We start from the raw sequence: 16,347 nt of genomic DNA, 5'->3' as shown, positions 1-16,347 counted from the left end.
ATATATGATTTTAATGGTAAGCTTCAACGCTATCTTAATCGAATAATTTTACTTTTTACGAAAATCATTCCTTTTCTAGGGTGCTTGATCTTTGTTATCCAGTCTTAGCTTAGCAATGAATCATGAGCGGAGTCGATTTCCAATCCCCAACTGAATAAGGCTCCGTGGAGCTAGGCAGTGGGGCTATCTGAAAAAGGAAACGGAAAGGGTTGGAACGATCTTTAAAGTGAATACCACTACAAACATATCCAACTCGGAAATGTCTAGAAACGTTACAGTTGGCATTTTCTGAATCGGAAATACCCCATTATTGGTTTCGTCAAAAAGCCTACGTTCTTGGTTGGGTGAGTTTTGACCAAATACAACTAATCTGACACCCAAAATTAAAAAAGTATGAAAATGTGTATCATGTGCAGTTATTGCTTCAAAGGATTACGCCGATTTTTGCCCTGTAAATCGCTATGAAAGCGTCGAAAACTTACAAAGCACTCTAGAAGCGCATTGCCCTTGATTAAATACCCAAATCCTTCGTTAAGAGCGTTTGAGAGGTTTTGACGGCTGTTTTTGATGGCTAACTCACACGTTAACATAATAGGCATAATGAACATCAAGATTAAGCTCTTTCGGTGGGATCTTAAGGTGTTTGTTCTTCATTATTGGTAATTAAGAATTAAATTAGTAATTGATTACAATTAATTACTATGATGACTCCCTTCATATTAGTAATTATTTGCAATTAATTAAGTATGATGGGAATCATCATGACGAGATTTTTTATTGCACCGGCTCTAGTAGCCATATCTGTACTTCCTCTCATGGCTCATGCGGAAAACGAGAATCTCACCCAGTTCGGTACCATTGCTCAAATAGGTGTGCCTGTCACTGCTGGTGCAATCGCGCTATGGAAAAGTGATACAGAGGGGTTTTTCCAGCTAGCGGAAGGTGCTATTTACACATCATCGGCTACACATGCTCTAAAATGGATGGTTGATGAAGAGCGTCCAGATGGTTCTGGAAATAACTCATTCCCTTCTGGTCACACATCAGCAGCAACCCAAGGGGCGGCTTTCCTACAGTTCCGCTACGGCTGGGAGTATGGTCTGCCTGCTTACGGTGTGTCAGCGGTAGTTGGTTATTCACGCGTACAATCTGAGAAGCACTATTGGCGTGATGTAGCAGCAGGAGCTGCACTAGCAACTGGTATCCAATACGCAGTAACAAGAATGGGCTACTCTATGACTAGCATCATGTTTGCACCATACGTAAGCGGTGACGAAGTCGGTTTATACGCAAGTATGAGTTTTTGAGCATAACCGTCGTTGTCGAAGTGCTCGATTTAACGTAATTACACTTAAGTGCGCACCTAAACCTAACCTTTTTACTAGTGCGCTTTTCTATTTTTTCACCTCTTCGAACGGCTAAGAATCTTGCGACATGTCAAAGAAAGCACCGCTAATCTACTAATTTAGTGGTAGGAGTTAAAAACCGACTATTTTTATAAAATTCCGGCTAGTTGAGGAAAAAGTAGGGTGATAGTTTGTTGTTATTGGAAGAGATGACCTCGGGTGTTTCTTCAACAGAATAACTACATAAATCTGGAGACAAAAATATGTCTAGCACATTCTACATTCCTGCTGTCAACGTTATTGGTGAAGGTTGTTTGAAAGACGCAATCACGAGTATTCAATCTTACGGTTACAAGAAACCGCTGATCGTCACTGACAATGTATTGGTGCAAATTGGCTTAGTATCAAAAGTCACGAAGCTGCTGAAAGAAGTGGGCGTTGATTGCGTCATTTATGATGAAACCAAACCGAACCCGACGATTGTTAATGTGAACGATGGTTTGGCTATGTACAAAAAGTCCAACTGTGACAGCGTGATTTCACTAGGCGGCGGCTCCCCACACGATTGTGCGAAGGGCATTGCATTGCTGGCTACGAATGGCGGTGAAATCAAAGACTATGAAGGCCTTGACCAGTCTGCGAAACCACAAGCACCATTAATCGCGATCAATACAACGGCGGGTACTGCGTCAGAGATGACACGTTTCTGCATCATTACCGACGAAGCTCGTCATATCAAGATGGCCATCGTGGATAAGCATGTTACGCCAATCATGTCGGTGAACGATCCAGAACTGATGCTAGAAAAGCCAGCGTCATTAACCGCTGCCACAGGGATGGATGCATTGACTCACGCGGTAGAAGCCTACGTTTCGATTGCTGCGACACCCGTGACAGACGCGGTGGCGATTAAGGCGATAGAAATGGTGCAAGCGAACCTTCGCCAAGCGGTCAATAATGGTAATGATATCAAAGCGCGCGACAATATGGCTTACGCGCAATTCATGGCGGGTATGGCGTTTAATAATGCGTCGCTTGGCTACGTTCATGCGATTGCGCATCAGTTGGGCGGCTTCTATGACCTTCCTCACGGCGTTTGTAATGCAATTTTGTTGCCACACGTGCAAGAATATAACGCAAAGGTTAGCCCTGAACGTTTGGCTGATGTTGCCAAAGCCATGGGCGTTAATATTGAAGGCATGAGTCACGAACAAGCGGCTGAAGCTGGGCTAGATGCTATTCGCCAGTTGTCTATCGATGTTTCTATTCCTGCTGGCCTTGAAGAGTTAGGCGTAAAAGCGGATGACTTTAACGTGCTTGCTGAGAATGCATTAAAAGATGCGTGCGGTTTCACTAACCCGAAACAAGCGACTCATGAAGAGATCGTGGGCATTTTGGCTCAAGCGATGTAATTAAAACTGCGTCTGTTAAAACAAGCGTACAGATGAAAACGAGAAGGTGAGTCGCTCTAGTGATTCGACTCTCGTGATAAAGCCCTCACTGTTATGGCAGTGGGGGCTTTGTTTGTTGCGGAGCTAATCTAGATCATAGAATTCATGACCTACGAACCCTATTATCGAAATTTGCTGATCGCTATCAACTAGAATTCATTATGAAAACAATAAAAAATTTCAGCCGAGTAGCAGAACGAGAATACGCGATTACCACAAGCGACATAAACCTACTCTATTACGAGCTTCCCCAGTTTTTCCAAGACGAGTACCACACCTACAACCAACCTCGACTCTGCACCATATTGAATGGGGCAAAAGAGGTCAGTGTTAACCAATCTCAGAGTTTTCAATACCAGAAAGATGAGTTTGTTCTATTGCCTCCGGATTCTAGTGTTCATATGTCGATGCCCAAATCGACTCAGGCACTGGTGTATGAGTTCAGCGATCGAATCATTGACGGTGTTCTGCAGCAGGTGTCAGACAGTTTAGAGTCCAATGCAATCAGTACGTTGAATTATAAGCAATTTGAGTGCAGCAAGGTATCAAACCGTATGGGGGCCTTACACCATCGAACACTCGATATCCTGAATGATAATAATGAGAATATCCCGTTTCTGCTGAACTTGAACAGTCAGGAAATGGTTTACGAGCTTGTGAAACAACAGGGCTGTTTTGAGATTATTCGTAACCATGGGCACCATCCCATTAGTCGCGCCATGCGAATGATGAACTCTGATCTTGGGAAGGTGATGTCAGTGTCTGATGTGGCGGAAGAAGTGGGTATGTCTTTGTCTAACTTCAGCCAGCGCTTCAAGGCGATGACCGATAAAACGCCCAAGGCATATTTGAAAGACCTTAAGTTAGAACAGGCAAAATTGTTGTTGGGGAACGCGTCGGTAACCGATACCGCAATGGAAGTCGGTTACGATAATATCTCGCACTTTATTCGTTTGTTTAAAGCTGAATTTGGTTTAACCCCAAAGCAGTATCAACAGCATCACTGCCGAACCGCGAATCTTCACTAAATTAAGGAGCCAGAAGGCTCTTTTTTCGTAAAATACGGAGTTTCAGGAAGAGGATCGCTTTCATAGCGTTGCATTGTCGGTGAAAAGAGGCATCTTGCGGTTTTTATCGACCAGTGGACTTTTACCCATGGACATTTCAAACGTGACTGAATATAGTCCAATTGGACTTTAACTTTAGAGAGGAAATTGCGTGCCAAAAATCGTTGATCGAGACGCCTACCGTAAAGAGCTGGCAAGTAAAGCTGTCAATGTGTTTTCAGAGCATGGGTTCAATGGGCTGGGTATGCGAGGTATTGCGGAAGCGCTTGGCGTTTCCAAAAGTGCGCTTTATCATTATTTTCCGAGTAAAGAAGCGCTATTTAAAGCCTCCACAGAACACGTTCTTGAGCCACATGAGATGTATGGTATCGATGAGGGTGCGCCATTACCAGAAAGTAAAGAGCAGGCTCTATTACACATCATGAAAGCTCTAGATAACCGTTTTCTAGGCGAAATGACCGTACTTCTGGACTACATAAAGAACCGCGACAGTGACGATATTGCAAACGATGAATTACTTAAAATGGCGGACGCAACATTCCTGGCTGAACTTGGCCATATTGTGGGGGAGTCGCATTCAAAACAAGCCTACGCATTGCTCATGGGCGGTCTGATGGCGCGTTTACTTAATGGCAAGCAGACGCCCCTCGAAGAGATAGCGTCTTGGATTCTCAATCTTGCTGAGTAAGCCGAACGTCTGTTTAGATGCGTAGCGAAACAACAAGTGTGAAAGCATATTTCACACGAACAGACGTACTCAAACGCATCACTTCTAAATTGCACAGCTCTCGGATTTCTGGCTTTCAAACACATAACTTTCAGGGACAACGACAGTTCCGTTTTCTGAGATGCTAAATCGCTTCGCATCTTCAATCGGATTAATGCCGATTTCAGTATAGGCCGGTATGCGTACGTGCTTATCAATGATGCAGTTTTTGAGTTGGCAGTTTTCACCCACGTGCACATAATCGAATAAAATGCTGTCGGCGATGGTTGCACCGTCATCAATTCTTACATTGGAGGAGAGCACCGAGTTCTGCACAGAACCGCCTGAGTTAATGACACCACTTGAAATCAGTGAATTGATAAAGATCCCCTCGTTTCCCGTTGCCGAAGAGGTGGTTCTTGCGGGGGGCAGTTGACGCTCATAGGTGCGAATAGCCCAATCCCTTTGGTACAAATCCATTGGCGGGATCGGCTTTAGTAAATCCATATTCGCTTGATAGAACGCATCAATCGTGCCCACATCGCGCCAGTAGGCGTCTTTAGTGACTCGCCCATGGTCACCACCAAACTGGTGCGCATACACCTTTTTGTTTTCGATGAGTTTCGGAATAATGTCATGCCCAAAATCATGCGTTGATTCAGGGTTGAGTGCATCTTTCTCTAATGTCTCAATCAGAGCCTGAGTCGTGAAAATGTAGATCCCCATTGAAGCAAGACTGCACTCTGGGTCATCTGGCATCGAGGTTGGGTGTTTAGGTTTCTCTTCAAACGACACGATTTTCTTATCATCATCGATCGCCATGACCCCAAACTCTGTCGCTTCTGGAACGGGCACTTTCATACACGCAATAGTTAGCTCGGCGCCGCTCTCTTTATGGCGTTTTAGCATAGGTGCGTAATCCATACGGTAGATATGGTCACCAGACAATACGACCACATACTTAGCCTCGCTACGAGACAGTAACCAAAGGTTTTGATAGATAGCATCTGCAGTGCCGCTGTACCATTGATCGCCTTTGCGCATCTGAGGTGGCACTGCGGTAATGTACTCGCCAAGTTCAGGGTTGAATACCGACCAGCCATCACGCAGGTGCTTTTGCAAGGAATGAGACTTGTACTGTGTGAGTACTAAAATACGTCTTAATCCAGAGTGAAGACAATTGGTGAGGGTAAAGTCGATGATTCTAAACTTTCCGCCAAATGGCACGGCAGGCTTTGCTCTGTTATCGGTTAATGGCGATAGACGTGATCCAACGCCTCCGGCGAGTACTACGGTCAATGTCTCTTGCATGATGCTCATTCCCTGTGCGTGTGGATTAAAAGGTCGACTTATTTGGCTCAACTAGAGTAGACAATACAAATTCTGTTCCAAAGATTAAGCCCTTGTATCGTCATGGTTTTTGCAATTCGACGAATAACGCTGACCTAGAATTGGGCGTTAAAGGTGTTGCATTGCACCATTTTGATGCAATGAAAGAGTGCCGTACACCGTCGAAAAAATGCGCTTTTCGTTGGTTTGTTCTTACTTTCTTTCATCTGCTGGCGGAAGTTTGTTCGTGGGATCAATGGTCGTGTTACACCGACGGATGAGTGCGGGTATTCACTCAGATTCTTATGCCAAGACTGATTTAACAAGCCTTCCTATCGGCTGGCTTTTCATCTGAAAGCATATGATATTTTGTTGTAAATCTTGTTTTACATACGATTAATTTATGCCTTTGTAACTGGATGTGTCCATCTATTGTCTCAAAACGTGAATCATTGTCATCTTGTGCCTTGCCTTTGAGGATTGGTGATTCTGTACTCTTTGTCTTGTTGTTACATTTTTCGCTATAACATGGCGCATTAAAGAAAAACTAGACAAGAAATCCCGCATAACGACCTCCCCAAAGCGATATAAAAAAAGAAGAATATTAAGGATATTTATGAGTCAGTGGTTAGGTCGAATCAAGCTTTCACGTTTGATCATAGGCGCCCTTGTCTTTATAGGTGTTGTTCCAGCACTTATTCTTGGGCTAAACGCAGTATTATTAACTCAAACCGCACTAACAGAGCGATCGTATAATCAGCTTGATACGGTTAGAAGCATCAAGTCATCTCAAATCAACGCATTTTTTGAAGAGCGCGAAGGCGACATGGACGTGTTAGTCGATGTGGCGAATACGCTCCAACTCGAAGGGTTTCGTAAACTCGAAGCGATCAATCAATCGCAATCCAATCAAGTCACCGAATACATTAAACAGCTTAAGCTAGGCTTGCGTTTATTTGCCGATTCTTACGCCACGAAAATGGTCATGACGGAATTTGATCGTGCCTATCAAGCGCAAGGCGGCCGCATCAGTGGTCGACAATGGGGAACCGTTGCTGACAATTACGGGGCAGAAATAGACAGATACCAGCAGCAGTTTGGTTGGTATGACGCATTTCTAATCAACCCAAATGGAGACATTGTCTATACCTCCACGCGTGAGGGTGATCTTGGCAAAAATGTTCGCTCTACCAACATCAAGGGAACGGGTTTAGAGCAAGCGTTTAGTCGCGCCCAAGCGAGTGCCGACAAGGAAACCGTTCACTTTGGTGATTTTGCGCTTTATCACTATTCTGATAATGCACCAGCGGGCTTCTTTGTTACCGCTATTACCAATCAGAATAACGAAGTGATCGGTTACGCTGCGTTGCAGTTTCCGATCGACCGCGTGAATGCGATCACCAGTCAAACCCAAGGCATGGGAGAAACAGGGGAAACCTACCTGATTGGACCGGACAAGCTGATGCGTTCTGATTCTCGTTTAGATCCTGAAGGCCACTCCGTTGCTGCTTCTTTCAAAAACACGACACGTGTTGAAACCGAAGCGGTTGAGTCGGTGTTTAACCAAGGCTCAGGCTCAAATATTATTAGTGATTACAATGGTAACTTGGTGTTATCGGTGTGGCAGCCGATTGAACTCGATGAGTCTCACCAATGGGCAATCATTACAGAGAAAGATGTCACCGAAGCGTTTGTTCCTAAAGATGAACAAGGTTTAGAGTTCTACGCCAAATACATTGAAAGCTATGGCTATTATGACCTGTTTTTGATTGATCCGAGTGGTGAAGCTTTTTATACCGTGACGAAAGAGTCCGACTACCAAACCAACTTCGTTGATGGCGTTTATGCTTCAAGTAATTTGGGCCAATTAGTTCGAGATGTATTGCGAACTAAAAAATATGGGATTGTCGACTTTGCGCCATACTCGCCGTCGAGCGACGCGCCTGCTGCGTTTATCGCGAAACCGATATTGAATGCTCAAGGTGACGTCATCATGGTTGTCGCGTTGCAATTGTCACTCGATGCGATCAATTCAGTTATGCAGCTTCGAGAAGGCATGGGAGAGACGGGAGAATCTTACCTTGTGGGCTCAGACTATCTCATGCGTTCGGATTCCTATCTAAACCCAGCGGATCATTCCGTCGCGGCTTCTTTCGCCGGCACAGTCGAGAAAAATGGGGTGAGAACCCAAGCGACAACAGACGCGATTAGCGGCGTGAGTGGCTCTAAGATTATCACCGACTACAATGGCAATCAGGTTTTATCATCGTATGCGCCTCTTGATATTGGTGGCATTCGTTGGGCATTGGTTGCTGAGATCGATCAGAGCGAAGCGTTCGCGTCGGTCTACAAAATTCGAAATAACATTGTTTATTTGATGCTTTTCACCTTGTTGGTGACTGTCTCACTGGCTGTGTACCTTGCCAGTATCATTAAGAAGCCGTTAGGTGGTGAGCCAAGAGAAATGATGTTGCTGGCCCGGCAAGTCGCAAAAGGCGATCTTACCTATAAGTTTGATGAGAAAGCCCCAGCGGATAGTTTGTATGGCTCGTTAAGAGAGATGTCGGACAATTTGAAGCAATTGATTGCCCAGATACTGCAAGCGAGTCAAAGCCTAGCGTCCACAGCGGAAGAGACATCCGTTGCCAGTGAGCAAACCACGCAAGCGGTCACAACCCAGCATCGTGAAACGGAGTTGGTCGCCTCATCGATTGAGCAAATGACTGTTTCAATTCAAGACGTCGCAAGAAGTACAAGTGATGTGGCTCATACCTCAAAATATGCACAAGACAAAAGCGAAGCGGGTCAGCAGACATTAGAGCAAGGCAGCTCAGCACTAACAAGCTTAGTGTCGGATGTTGCTGCGACTAATGACGACATGAAAACGCTTCAGTTGAAGAGTAATGAAATTGGTCATGTACTTGTCGTGATACAGGAAATAGCAGAGCAAACGAATTTACTCGCGTTGAACGCAGCCATTGAAGCTGCTAGGGCGGGGAACGCAGGTCGTGGATTTGCAGTGGTGGCTGATGAAGTAAGAACTTTGGCGCAAAGAACACAAACGTCAGCGTCCGAAATTCAAACGATGATCTCGTCAGTGCAGCAGGCCGCGGATTCCGCCAGCGACAATATGGCGCGCTGTGAAGACCAAGTAAAAATGACGGCAGAACTCTCTGATCAAACCAAGCAGAACTTTGTGGAAATATTGGATGCCATTCATCAAATTAACTCACAAATGGAGCAGGTTTCGACCGCCGCCGAAGAGCAGGCAACGGTGACAGATACCGTCAGCAAGAGCGTGACCACCATCAGTGAAATGTCGTTGCAGACATCGGCAAGTGCAGAACAGTTAGCAGGTGCCAGTCATGAGGTGGCTCAATCGGCAGAAGAGTTAAACGCTCATACCTTGCAGTTTAAGGTTTAATTGTTTAACGAAAAAACAGGGCTAGCGTGGCCCTGTTTTTTACTGCATACAAAAGTTTACAACCGTCCATTTATTTCCTCATTAGAATCGACAGAAACCTGACGTAAAAAGTGTATTGCAATGTTTAATTGTATTACAATACGAGCTAGAGTCTTTAGCCTAATTAAGTCAGTGTAAGAGGAATGAATTAAATTATGAAACCTGAATTTTTAAACTCTGATGTTACTATCAAACGTGTGAACTACGCTCAATCTGTACTTGCTGGTACGGTACCTGGTTGTAAAACAAGAGAGCAACGTTTTATGAACTTCGTAAACGACATCCCTGATGCACCAAGTGTTGGTAGCCTGACGTCATTCTTTAAACGTTTTATTAACAAGCGTTAATTACCAGTAATAGCCGACGCATCACAAGGACGTGCAGGTTACTTTCCAATTCAATGTAAACCCCCTCAAAATAGAAAACCATTTCATTCATCACCCCTACATACACAATTCTTTACTCTCTTTTAGATCTACCTATTAAGTAGTAAGTCATACAAATAAGCACTCTCATAATCTCGTTTCGTGATCACTCATTGCTTCTATTCCATTCTTAATCAGGATGCAAACATTGTTGATACTATCAATGACTATTGATTTACTTCGTTAGCAATGCAATATTGTTGATTGTATCAACGGTATTGAAAAGGGATGTCTATGTCGTCAGTCAAAGAGATTAGAAGCGAGCTACGTTATCTGGTACGCGAGTTAGGGTTACTGGATAAAAATTGTTTGAACTCAGGGCTCTCCTTGTCTCAAGTTCACCTCCTTACTTATTTGAAAAAGAACGGTCGAACATCCTTTTCTGAACTGAGCAACCAGCTAAGTATTGAAAAAGCCTCATTGAGTCGAACCATTAATGCGTTAGTCGAAAAAGAGTATGTGGAGGCGGCACGCCACGAGTATGACAAACGACAAAAGTACTTTTCTCTTCAAGCAAAAGGGATAGAAAGGTTAGAGGAGGCCGATACCTCGGCCAATAATGAAATGTCTCAGCTGTTAGGTTTGCTCAACGAAGATCAAATCAGAGGCGCTATCGATGGCCTAAGAACCTTGCGCTTGAGTGCCTTTCGCAATAACGCGGTAAAGAACAAAGCGAGAATTCAAGTTGAAGCTCTTTCTCCGGAATACCGCTCAGAGATAGACAACCTACTTAAAGACACATTTTCAGGCGAGCAAAGTATTCCTCAGCACCTTGTTCCAATACCAGAAGAGACGCCTCAAAAATGGTGGCTTGCTCGCTCTGGTGAATACATATTGGGCGCTGTCGCTTGCTGGCAAGAGCAAGAAGAGTGGCACTGGGGTCGATTTGTTGTTGATCATCGCTTTCGAGGATTGGGGATTGGTAAGGCTCTTGCGCACAATTCTTTGGCCGAAATGCTGCAAGAGACTACCACGGTTTGGATTGATGCGCGCGATACTACAGTGAACATAGTGAAGGATCTCGGTGGTGAGGTATTAGGAGACAAAGTCGATTTCTATGGAATGCCTGTCACCCCTATGCGCATCAGCCAGACTCAGCTGAAACACAAGACTCAAACGAGCAAGTTGAAGATACCAAACGTCGTTTAACGACATTCTAACTGTGATAAGAAAACCGATGTGTTTGTTATCGATTTTGGATATTGTTGAAACGGATAAGGCAGCGCGAAACGAATGTCATGAGCAAAGCGAGCAGAGCAACGCACAGTACACTATGATTGAGTGGCTATCGCGAGGCGCGTACCGAGTCTTAAATACACGCAGCGAGTTCATAGAGCCGCCATGCTATTTTGTTTATGATTAGCGCTTTTTTGAAGCAAAGAATCTTATTGAAGAGCAACGCTCTTTTTACAAAAAGTGCGATTTTGTCCAAGCTACGGAGACACAAATGAAAAAAACTATTCTAGTGACAGGTGCAACCGACGGTATTGGGCTTGAAACCGTAAAGTCTTTGGTTGACCTCAACCATCGCGTTATCGTTCACGGTCGTTCAGCAAGCAAAGTCGCTGCTGTTGTTGAGCAGTTATCGGTACTCAATGCATCGACAGAGGTTGATTCGATTGTGGCTGATCTTTCTGATTTTTCGGCCATCAAGGCAATGGTTGAAGACCTGCAGAAACGGTTCAGAGATTTAGATGTCTTGATCAACAATGCGGGTGTTTACAAGGTGCCGACAGCGCAACTCGAAAGTGGTTTAGATGTTCGCTTTATGGTTAATACAATTGCTCCTTACCTATTGAGTAAAGCACTATTACCAACGCTCAAGGGGTCTGCGAGAATTGTGAACCTGTCTTCAGCGGCTCAAGCTTCAGTGAACAGTTCTGCACTCGAAGGGCAGCGTTCGTTGGGCGACTCAGATGCCTACGCACAAAGTAAATTGGCGTTAACCATGTGGTCTCGTTCTTTGGGGCTTGAATACAAAGATAAAGGCCCCGTTGTGGTTTCAGTGAACCCTAAGTCGTTGCTGGGAAGTAAAATGGTGAAGGACGCCTATGGTATTAGCGGTGGCGACTTATCACTTGGCGCCGATATTTTAGTGCGAGCGGCTTTGTCAGATGAATTCAGCAATGCTTTCGGACAATATTATGATAACGATATAGAGAGTTTTGCTCAGCCACACCCTGATGCTCTTAATGATCAGAAAGTGAATCAAGTGATTGATGCAATTGACAGATTAATTACGCAGCATACCTAGATAATGAAACACTAGCGGCTCGATTGCTCACAGCTGTGCTCTCGAGTCCGTCAGAAAGTTAGACAGAGACGATTGAAAAAAAAAGGCGTTCCAATTCTGGTTCGCCTTTTTGCTATACTGCGGCAGAGAAAGACTAGTGACCGAGAAGCTAATAAGAAAACACGATGAGCCAAGCCGAGATACAACAAAAAATTGCTGAATTTACTTCTATTGAACAAGCATTCGATTACTTTGATATCGGCTTTGATAGCAAGTTTATTGACGAATATCGTGTTCCTTTAATGAAACGGTTCAATGGATATCTGTTGCTAGAGAAACCAGATGATTGGTTTTCGGCCCGTCGAGCGCTAAAAAATGCGTATTGCAAGATACAGCGTGGCAGGCTTGATAAACATTCTCGCTCAGCGTGCCGAGGATGTACAACCTGCCAGCGTCGTTGAACGGTTTATTCCCGCTTACGAACCAATTTTTACTTATCAACAAACTCTCTACTTAGCAATCAATGCTCTACTTGCCTTCCTGATCTCTATAACGGCTTAACTCTGATATGTGTTCAGGGTGAATGCCACAGCACCCGCCAATAATGGTTGCTCCAGAATTTAGCCAAGTTTTGGCAAATTCTAAATACTGTTTTGGAGAGAGGTCGTCACGAATGGCTGACAGCCCATCATTGGCAAGGTGGTCGTCTTGAATTGGCGTAAAGCCGTTGGCGTACACGCCTATCTCAATCTGAACATTCACACTCTTGAAGCTTAATTTACTGTCCAAAATGGCCTCATTCATCACTTCTGGTCGAGAGCAATTGAACATTACGCCTTTGGCGTTACTTTTGGCGACGGCTTCCATGACTGTTCTTACTTCTTCACCTGAACGCAGCTTAGCTGGAAGGGCTAACTCATCGACCAGAGTGAAAGCGTAATAAACAGGTTTAGGTGACTCGCTGAGAAGGGAGTGAACCAAGTTAAATTCTGCTAATGAACTGATGGTTTCCACTACCCAAATATCAATCAAAGACTCTTGCGCATCGATCAGTGTTTTCAGTATTGGCTTAGCGAGTGTCGCATCAAATAGATCGGGTCTGTATGAACCTAAAGCAGGTGGCAAAGCCCCGGCGACCGTGACGTTTGAGTGTTTGTCGGCTATTTCTCGTGCGATTTCTGCCGCTTTTTTGGCAAGCTCGAAACCACGCGCTTTAAACAAAGGTTCGCCCAAGTGAAAAGGCACGCATGCGTAACTGTTCACCGTGATGACATCACAGCCCGATTGAATAAAATTGAGATGAGCTTGTTCAACATGCTGGGGAGATTCTATCAATGCCTGGGCGCTCCACAACGGTTGTGAAAAAGGCGCTCCCATTCTGTTAAGTTCTCGACCCATACCGCCATCATAAAGAGTGAACATGCTTTATTACCTTACCGTTTGTCTTCGTTAATCTTTAAATTTTCTACTGCACATTCTACTCGTCGCTTTGCCTAAATGGCTAGCTTTAGTAAGCGTAGTCGAGACGCCATAGCGAATGAAAAGTGGATGACCGCAAATTTCACCTAAGTGTTTCTGGTGACAGTGTCACTTGTTGCGTTTAAGTGCTCAAGTAGGAAATCGATGAACACTCGGATATTCGGGTTAGGGTAACGATCCCCTTTGTAAACCGCGTAAACCTCACTGCTACTATGTTCGTAATACGTTGCTGACCAGTTACTGAGTATTCGCTTTAATTGGTTGCTTTCGAGGTACGGTTTGATTATCCATTCAGAGAGTAAAATCACCCCGCAATCTGCTAACGCTGCACTAAGCAGGGGTGATCCGCCCTTCGAATTAAAGTTGCCATTAACGGCGACTTTTAGCGACTTCGTGTCACGACGTTTTCTCTCTGATTGTTCACTGCCTTTTTGGAAGTACCAGTGCTTTCTTTGCCGGCCATGACTGATGGATAGGCAGTTGTGAGCCTGTAAATCTTCAGGGGTTTCTATTTCAGCGTGGGAGTTTAGGTACTCTGGTGTTGCCACTACGAACGTATGATTGATCAAGAGCTTACGAGCCTTTAATTGGCTGTCTTTCGGCTTACCGATACGTATTGCGATGTCGATATTGTCTGCATTGAGATCAACGAGGTTATTGTTGATATCCAGTTCTATTTTTACGTTTGGGTAGAGCTTAAGAAATTTAGGGATCAGTGGTGCGAGTTGCAAATTACCAAAACTATCAAAAACAGAAATACGCAAAGGCCCTTGTGGCTGGACTTTATTGCCTCGCATCTCATGGATGAGTTGGTCGCTGTGGTAGAGTAATTTTGAGGATTTTTCGTAGAAATACTGGCCTTCCTCAGTCAATACGAGTTGTCGAGTACTGCGCTTAAACAATGTGGTTTCCAATTGCATTTCTAGCGCATCAATGTTTCTGGCCACGGAGGAAGGTGCCATATGAAGCGCTTTCCCTGCCTGTGAAAAGCTTCCTGACTCTATAACTTGTTCAAATACTCGAACGAGATCTAACATAATTTACCTTTGCGTTTTATGCAAAACTGATTTTATTTTAACGTGTATTCACTAACTAATTCGAATTATGCACAATGAATCCATCGCATCAAAGCGGTTAATTAACTTTTTAGTGGGGAAGATGAATATGAGTAAACGAATAGATATTGCAAAAGTAGACCCTAAAGCCCTTACTGCCATGCTTTCTATAGAGAGTTACCTAGAGCAATCTGGGCTGGATAAGCCGTTGAGACAACTGATTAAAATGCGCGCTTCAATGATAAACCAGTGCGCTTACTGTATTGACATGCATACGGAAGAGGCGTTGAGCGTGGGTATTGAGCAGAAAAAGCTTTTTGCCATTGCAGCTTGGAAAGAATCACCACTGTTTGATCAAAAAGAACAAGCCCTTCTGGCATTGACGGATGAGATGACGTTAATAGCCAACGCGGGTGTGAGCGATGAAACCTACCAACAATGTGAACAGCTGTTTGGTGAAAAAGCGCTGGCGCAGATAATCATGCAGATTGTTATGATCAATGCATGGAACCGCTATGCGATTTCATCAGGCATGACGCACGCTTAATCTACAATACACCGAAGAAAAAATGCCAAAGAAAATAGGGCGATTTAAAATAGAGTTAACTGAATTGAAAAAGGCATCTTTACGATGCCTTTTGTTTTACCAAGACCATCGAATGCCGTTTCTCGTTCCGCATTTTGCCATTGAAGCTTGGTTGACCACGCCTGCAAACGAGTGTCAGTCATACTTATCAAATCAATGGCAAGGTGATCTTAAAATTGTTCGTTGTGATTAGCCACAGCACTTCTTGTATTTTTTGCCGCTGCCACACAAGCAAGGATCGTTACGGTTCGGTGTCTTCTCAAATGTTGTTGGTTTCGGCTTATTGAGTAGAGTATCAAGCTCGACGGTGTTTTCATCTTTCGTTGAATCAACCGTGATGTCTGCAATGATGCCGTGTTCAGTAACCAAAGTTTCAATCTCTGTCTTACGTTCTTCGCTGCTGACCAATACAGAAACAGGCGCTTCTTCTGTTCCTAACTTTACGTCACGGTTTACGTTATAGCCCGATTTAACATGGTTTTGGCGCGTTTCGATTCGGCCTTTGAAGAACATTTTTGACATCAGTGACTCACAAATTTCTAGGGAACAATATTGAGCGAGGGATTATACGCAGTTCTATCGAGAGTGAAAGCGACATTATGCTCTCTCAAGCGAAAGGGACGAAACGTATGAATGAATCGATTCTGGGTTCAACTAGCATTTAGAGCAAGGTGTTGGCTTCTGATGATAGTCCAAGACATTACCTTGTGCATCAACCGAAAATTCGCAACATTCACTGAACAAGCCGTGCAGCAGTTGACGGCTCTTTTGAACGCGTGATTTAAGGGTTGAGTATTTGATGCCATTATTTTCGGCGTACTCTTTTTGAGGAATGCCCTCAATTTCAATGGCTGTGAGCAACGCGGCATGCTCTTCAGGTAAGCCCTGAATGAACGGCACAACACAATCAGACAGCTCTTCCATCACGGCTTCGGGTTCGCTTTGCCAAACGGTTTCATCTTGTAGTTCTGAATGCGGCTTACTTTTTCGGTAAAAGTCGATGATGGTGTTATTCGCGATCTGAAAAAGCCAAGACTTAAGCTTACTCTTATCTTTTATGGTATCTAACTTGTTGTACGTTTTAATCAGTACCTCTTGCAGCAAGTCATCCACATCATCATGATTCGCGACATTTTTATGCAGAAATCCCTTCAAGCTGTTTCGATATTCTGACCAAATAGTATCAATGTTCATGTAATGGTATTCC

At 44.1% G+C, this 16,347-nt stretch carries 16 protein-coding genes; 10 read left to right on the top strand and 6 right to left on the bottom strand.

Annotated features, from left to right (window positions below; genetic code table 11):
* The first annotated feature begins 761 nt into the window (after nucleotides 1-761).
* The 4 genes from BCU12_RS22840 to BCU12_RS22825 all read left to right on the top strand — a co-directional run bounded on the left by BCU12_RS22840 (nucleotide 762) and on the right by BCU12_RS22825 (nucleotide 4,552).
* A complete protein-coding gene (locus tag BCU12_RS22840) occupies nucleotides 762-1,307 on the top strand; it encodes a phosphatase PAP2 family protein (protein ID WP_102407062.1) in 546 nt (181 codons plus the stop codon).
* Between the two features lie 302 nt (nucleotides 1,308-1,609).
* Nucleotides 1,610-2,758, top strand: a complete 1,149-nt coding sequence (gene yiaY, locus BCU12_RS22835; RefSeq protein ID WP_102407060.1) for an L-threonine dehydrogenase — start codon at nucleotides 1,610-1,612, stop codon at nucleotides 2,756-2,758.
* Between the two features lie 200 nt (nucleotides 2,759-2,958).
* A complete protein-coding gene (locus tag BCU12_RS22830; RefSeq protein ID WP_102407058.1) occupies nucleotides 2,959-3,825 on the top strand; it encodes an AraC family transcriptional regulator in 867 nt (288 codons plus the stop codon).
* A gap of 190 nt (nucleotides 3,826-4,015) precedes the next feature.
* A complete protein-coding gene (locus BCU12_RS22825; RefSeq protein ID WP_102407056.1) occupies nucleotides 4,016-4,552 on the top strand; it encodes a TetR/AcrR family transcriptional regulator in 537 nt (178 codons plus the stop codon).
* An 84-nt stretch (nucleotides 4,553-4,636) separates the two neighbouring features.
* Here the strand turns inward: BCU12_RS22825 and glgC are convergent, their stop codons facing one another.
* Entirely contained in the window at nucleotides 4,637-5,881 is a 1,245-nt protein-coding gene (gene glgC / locus BCU12_RS22820; RefSeq protein WP_102407054.1) for a glucose-1-phosphate adenylyltransferase, read from the bottom strand.
* A gap of 634 nt (nucleotides 5,882-6,515) precedes the next feature.
* On the opposite strand from glgC, the gene BCU12_RS22815 reads away from it, so the two are divergent.
* The 5 genes from BCU12_RS22815 to BCU12_RS22790 all read left to right on the top strand — a co-directional run bounded on the left by BCU12_RS22815 (nucleotide 6,516) and on the right by BCU12_RS22790 (nucleotide 12,481).
* Nucleotides 6,516-9,323, top strand: a complete 2,808-nt coding sequence (locus BCU12_RS22815; RefSeq protein ID WP_102407052.1) for a methyl-accepting chemotaxis protein — start codon at nucleotides 6,516-6,518, stop codon at nucleotides 9,321-9,323.
* 194 nt (nucleotides 9,324-9,517) lie between these two features.
* Complete coding sequence (locus tag BCU12_RS22810; protein ID WP_241909900.1) at nucleotides 9,518-9,709, top strand: pyrophosphatase; 192 nt, start codon at nucleotides 9,518-9,520, stop codon at nucleotides 9,707-9,709.
* Nucleotides 9,710-10,021: 312 nt separating this feature from the next.
* Nucleotides 10,022-10,936, top strand: a complete 915-nt coding sequence (locus BCU12_RS22805) for a GNAT family N-acetyltransferase (protein ID WP_102407068.1) — start codon at nucleotides 10,022-10,024, stop codon at nucleotides 10,934-10,936.
* 298 nt (nucleotides 10,937-11,234) lie between these two features.
* Nucleotides 11,235-12,041 (top strand): SDR family NAD(P)-dependent oxidoreductase, encoded by an 807-nt coding sequence (locus BCU12_RS22795; protein WP_102407046.1) that lies wholly within the window; start codon nucleotides 11,235-11,237, stop codon nucleotides 12,039-12,041.
* A gap of 164 nt (nucleotides 12,042-12,205) precedes the next feature.
* On the top strand, nucleotides 12,206-12,481 hold the full coding sequence (locus BCU12_RS22790; protein WP_102407044.1) for a nitrogenase-stabilizing/protective protein NifW: 276 nt from the start codon (nucleotides 12,206-12,208) through the stop codon (nucleotides 12,479-12,481).
* Between the two features lie 67 nt (nucleotides 12,482-12,548).
* Here BCU12_RS22790 and BCU12_RS22785 read toward each other — a convergent pair whose 3' ends face one another.
* Entirely contained in the window at nucleotides 12,549-13,442 is an 894-nt protein-coding gene (locus tag BCU12_RS22785) for a homocysteine S-methyltransferase family protein (protein WP_102407042.1), read from the bottom strand.
* A 143-nt stretch (nucleotides 13,443-13,585) separates the two neighbouring features.
* A complete protein-coding gene (locus tag BCU12_RS22780; protein ID WP_102407040.1) occupies nucleotides 13,586-14,536 on the bottom strand; it encodes a LysR family transcriptional regulator in 951 nt (316 codons plus the stop codon).
* A gap of 127 nt (nucleotides 14,537-14,663) precedes the next feature.
* On the opposite strand from BCU12_RS22780, the gene BCU12_RS22775 reads away from it, so the two are divergent.
* The gene (locus tag BCU12_RS22775; RefSeq protein ID WP_102407039.1) at nucleotides 14,664-15,101 is read left to right on the top strand and encodes a carboxymuconolactone decarboxylase family protein; all 438 of its coding nucleotides are present in this window, start codon (nucleotides 14,664-14,666) and stop codon (nucleotides 15,099-15,101) included.
* 44 nt (nucleotides 15,102-15,145) lie between these two features.
* On the opposite strand, the gene BCU12_RS23375 is transcribed toward BCU12_RS22775, so the two are convergent.
* From BCU12_RS23375 to sigZ, 3 genes are all read right to left on the bottom strand, one after another.
* Nucleotides 15,146-15,283 (bottom strand): hypothetical protein, encoded by a 138-nt coding sequence (locus tag BCU12_RS23375; protein WP_157939902.1) that lies wholly within the window; start codon nucleotides 15,281-15,283, stop codon nucleotides 15,146-15,148.
* A gap of 46 nt (nucleotides 15,284-15,329) precedes the next feature.
* Nucleotides 15,330-15,662, bottom strand: a complete 333-nt coding sequence (locus tag BCU12_RS22770; protein WP_102407037.1) for a PBPRA1643 family SWIM/SEC-C metal-binding motif protein — start codon at nucleotides 15,660-15,662, stop codon at nucleotides 15,330-15,332.
* Nucleotides 15,663-15,794: 132 nt separating this feature from the next.
* Nucleotides 15,795-16,334, bottom strand: coding sequence for an RNA polymerase sigma factor SigZ (gene sigZ, locus BCU12_RS22765; RefSeq protein WP_102407066.1), 540 nt, complete (start codon nucleotides 16,332-16,334; stop codon nucleotides 15,795-15,797).
* Between the last annotated feature and the right edge of the window lie 13 nt (nucleotides 16,335-16,347).

This window comes from Vibrio sp. 10N.261.55.A7 (assembly GCF_002877365.1).
Classification (GTDB): domain Bacteria; phylum Pseudomonadota; class Gammaproteobacteria; order Enterobacterales; family Vibrionaceae; genus Vibrio.
This window is presented reverse-complemented; position numbering and strand designations above follow the sequence as displayed.

What these genes read in the sequence shown, in the direction of transcription:
- BCU12_RS22840 (WP_102407062.1), top strand. Translation starts at nt 762, where the DNA reads ATGACGAGATTTTTTATTGCACCGGCTCTAGTAGCCATATCTGTACTT.
- yiaY (WP_102407060.1), top strand. Translation starts at nt 1,610, where the DNA reads ATGTCTAGCACATTCTACATTCCTGCTGTCAACGTTATTGGTGAAGGT.
- BCU12_RS22830 (WP_102407058.1), top strand. Translation starts at nt 2,959, where the DNA reads ATGAAAACAATAAAAAATTTCAGCCGAGTAGCAGAACGAGAATACGCG.
- glgC (WP_102407054.1), bottom strand. Translation starts at nt 5,881, where the DNA reads ATGCAAGAGACATTGACCGTAGTACTCGCCGGAGGCGTTGGATCACGT.
- BCU12_RS22815 (WP_102407052.1), top strand. Translation starts at nt 6,516, where the DNA reads ATGAGTCAGTGGTTAGGTCGAATCAAGCTTTCACGTTTGATCATAGGC.
- BCU12_RS22810 (WP_241909900.1), top strand. Translation starts at nt 9,518, where the DNA reads ATGAAACCTGAATTTTTAAACTCTGATGTTACTATCAAACGTGTGAAC.
- BCU12_RS22805 (WP_102407068.1), top strand. Translation starts at nt 10,022, where the DNA reads ATGTCGTCAGTCAAAGAGATTAGAAGCGAGCTACGTTATCTGGTACGC.
- BCU12_RS22795 (WP_102407046.1), top strand. Translation starts at nt 11,235, where the DNA reads ATGAAAAAAACTATTCTAGTGACAGGTGCAACCGACGGTATTGGGCTT.
- BCU12_RS22790 (WP_102407044.1), top strand. Translation starts at nt 12,206, where the DNA reads ATGAGCCAAGCCGAGATACAACAAAAAATTGCTGAATTTACTTCTATT.
- BCU12_RS22785 (WP_102407042.1), bottom strand. Translation starts at nt 13,442, where the DNA reads ATGTTCACTCTTTATGATGGCGGTATGGGTCGAGAACTTAACAGAATG.
- BCU12_RS22780 (WP_102407040.1), bottom strand. Translation starts at nt 14,536, where the DNA reads ATGTTAGATCTCGTTCGAGTATTTGAACAAGTTATAGAGTCAGGAAGC.
- BCU12_RS22775 (WP_102407039.1), top strand. Translation starts at nt 14,664, where the DNA reads ATGAGTAAACGAATAGATATTGCAAAAGTAGACCCTAAAGCCCTTACT.
- BCU12_RS23375 (WP_157939902.1), bottom strand. Translation starts at nt 15,283, where the DNA reads ATGACTGACACTCGTTTGCAGGCGTGGTCAACCAAGCTTCAATGGCAA.
- BCU12_RS22770 (WP_102407037.1), bottom strand. Translation starts at nt 15,662, where the DNA reads ATGTCAAAAATGTTCTTCAAAGGCCGAATCGAAACGCGCCAAAACCAT.
- sigZ (WP_102407066.1), bottom strand. Translation starts at nt 16,334, where the DNA reads ATGAACATTGATACTATTTGGTCAGAATATCGAAACAGCTTGAAGGGA.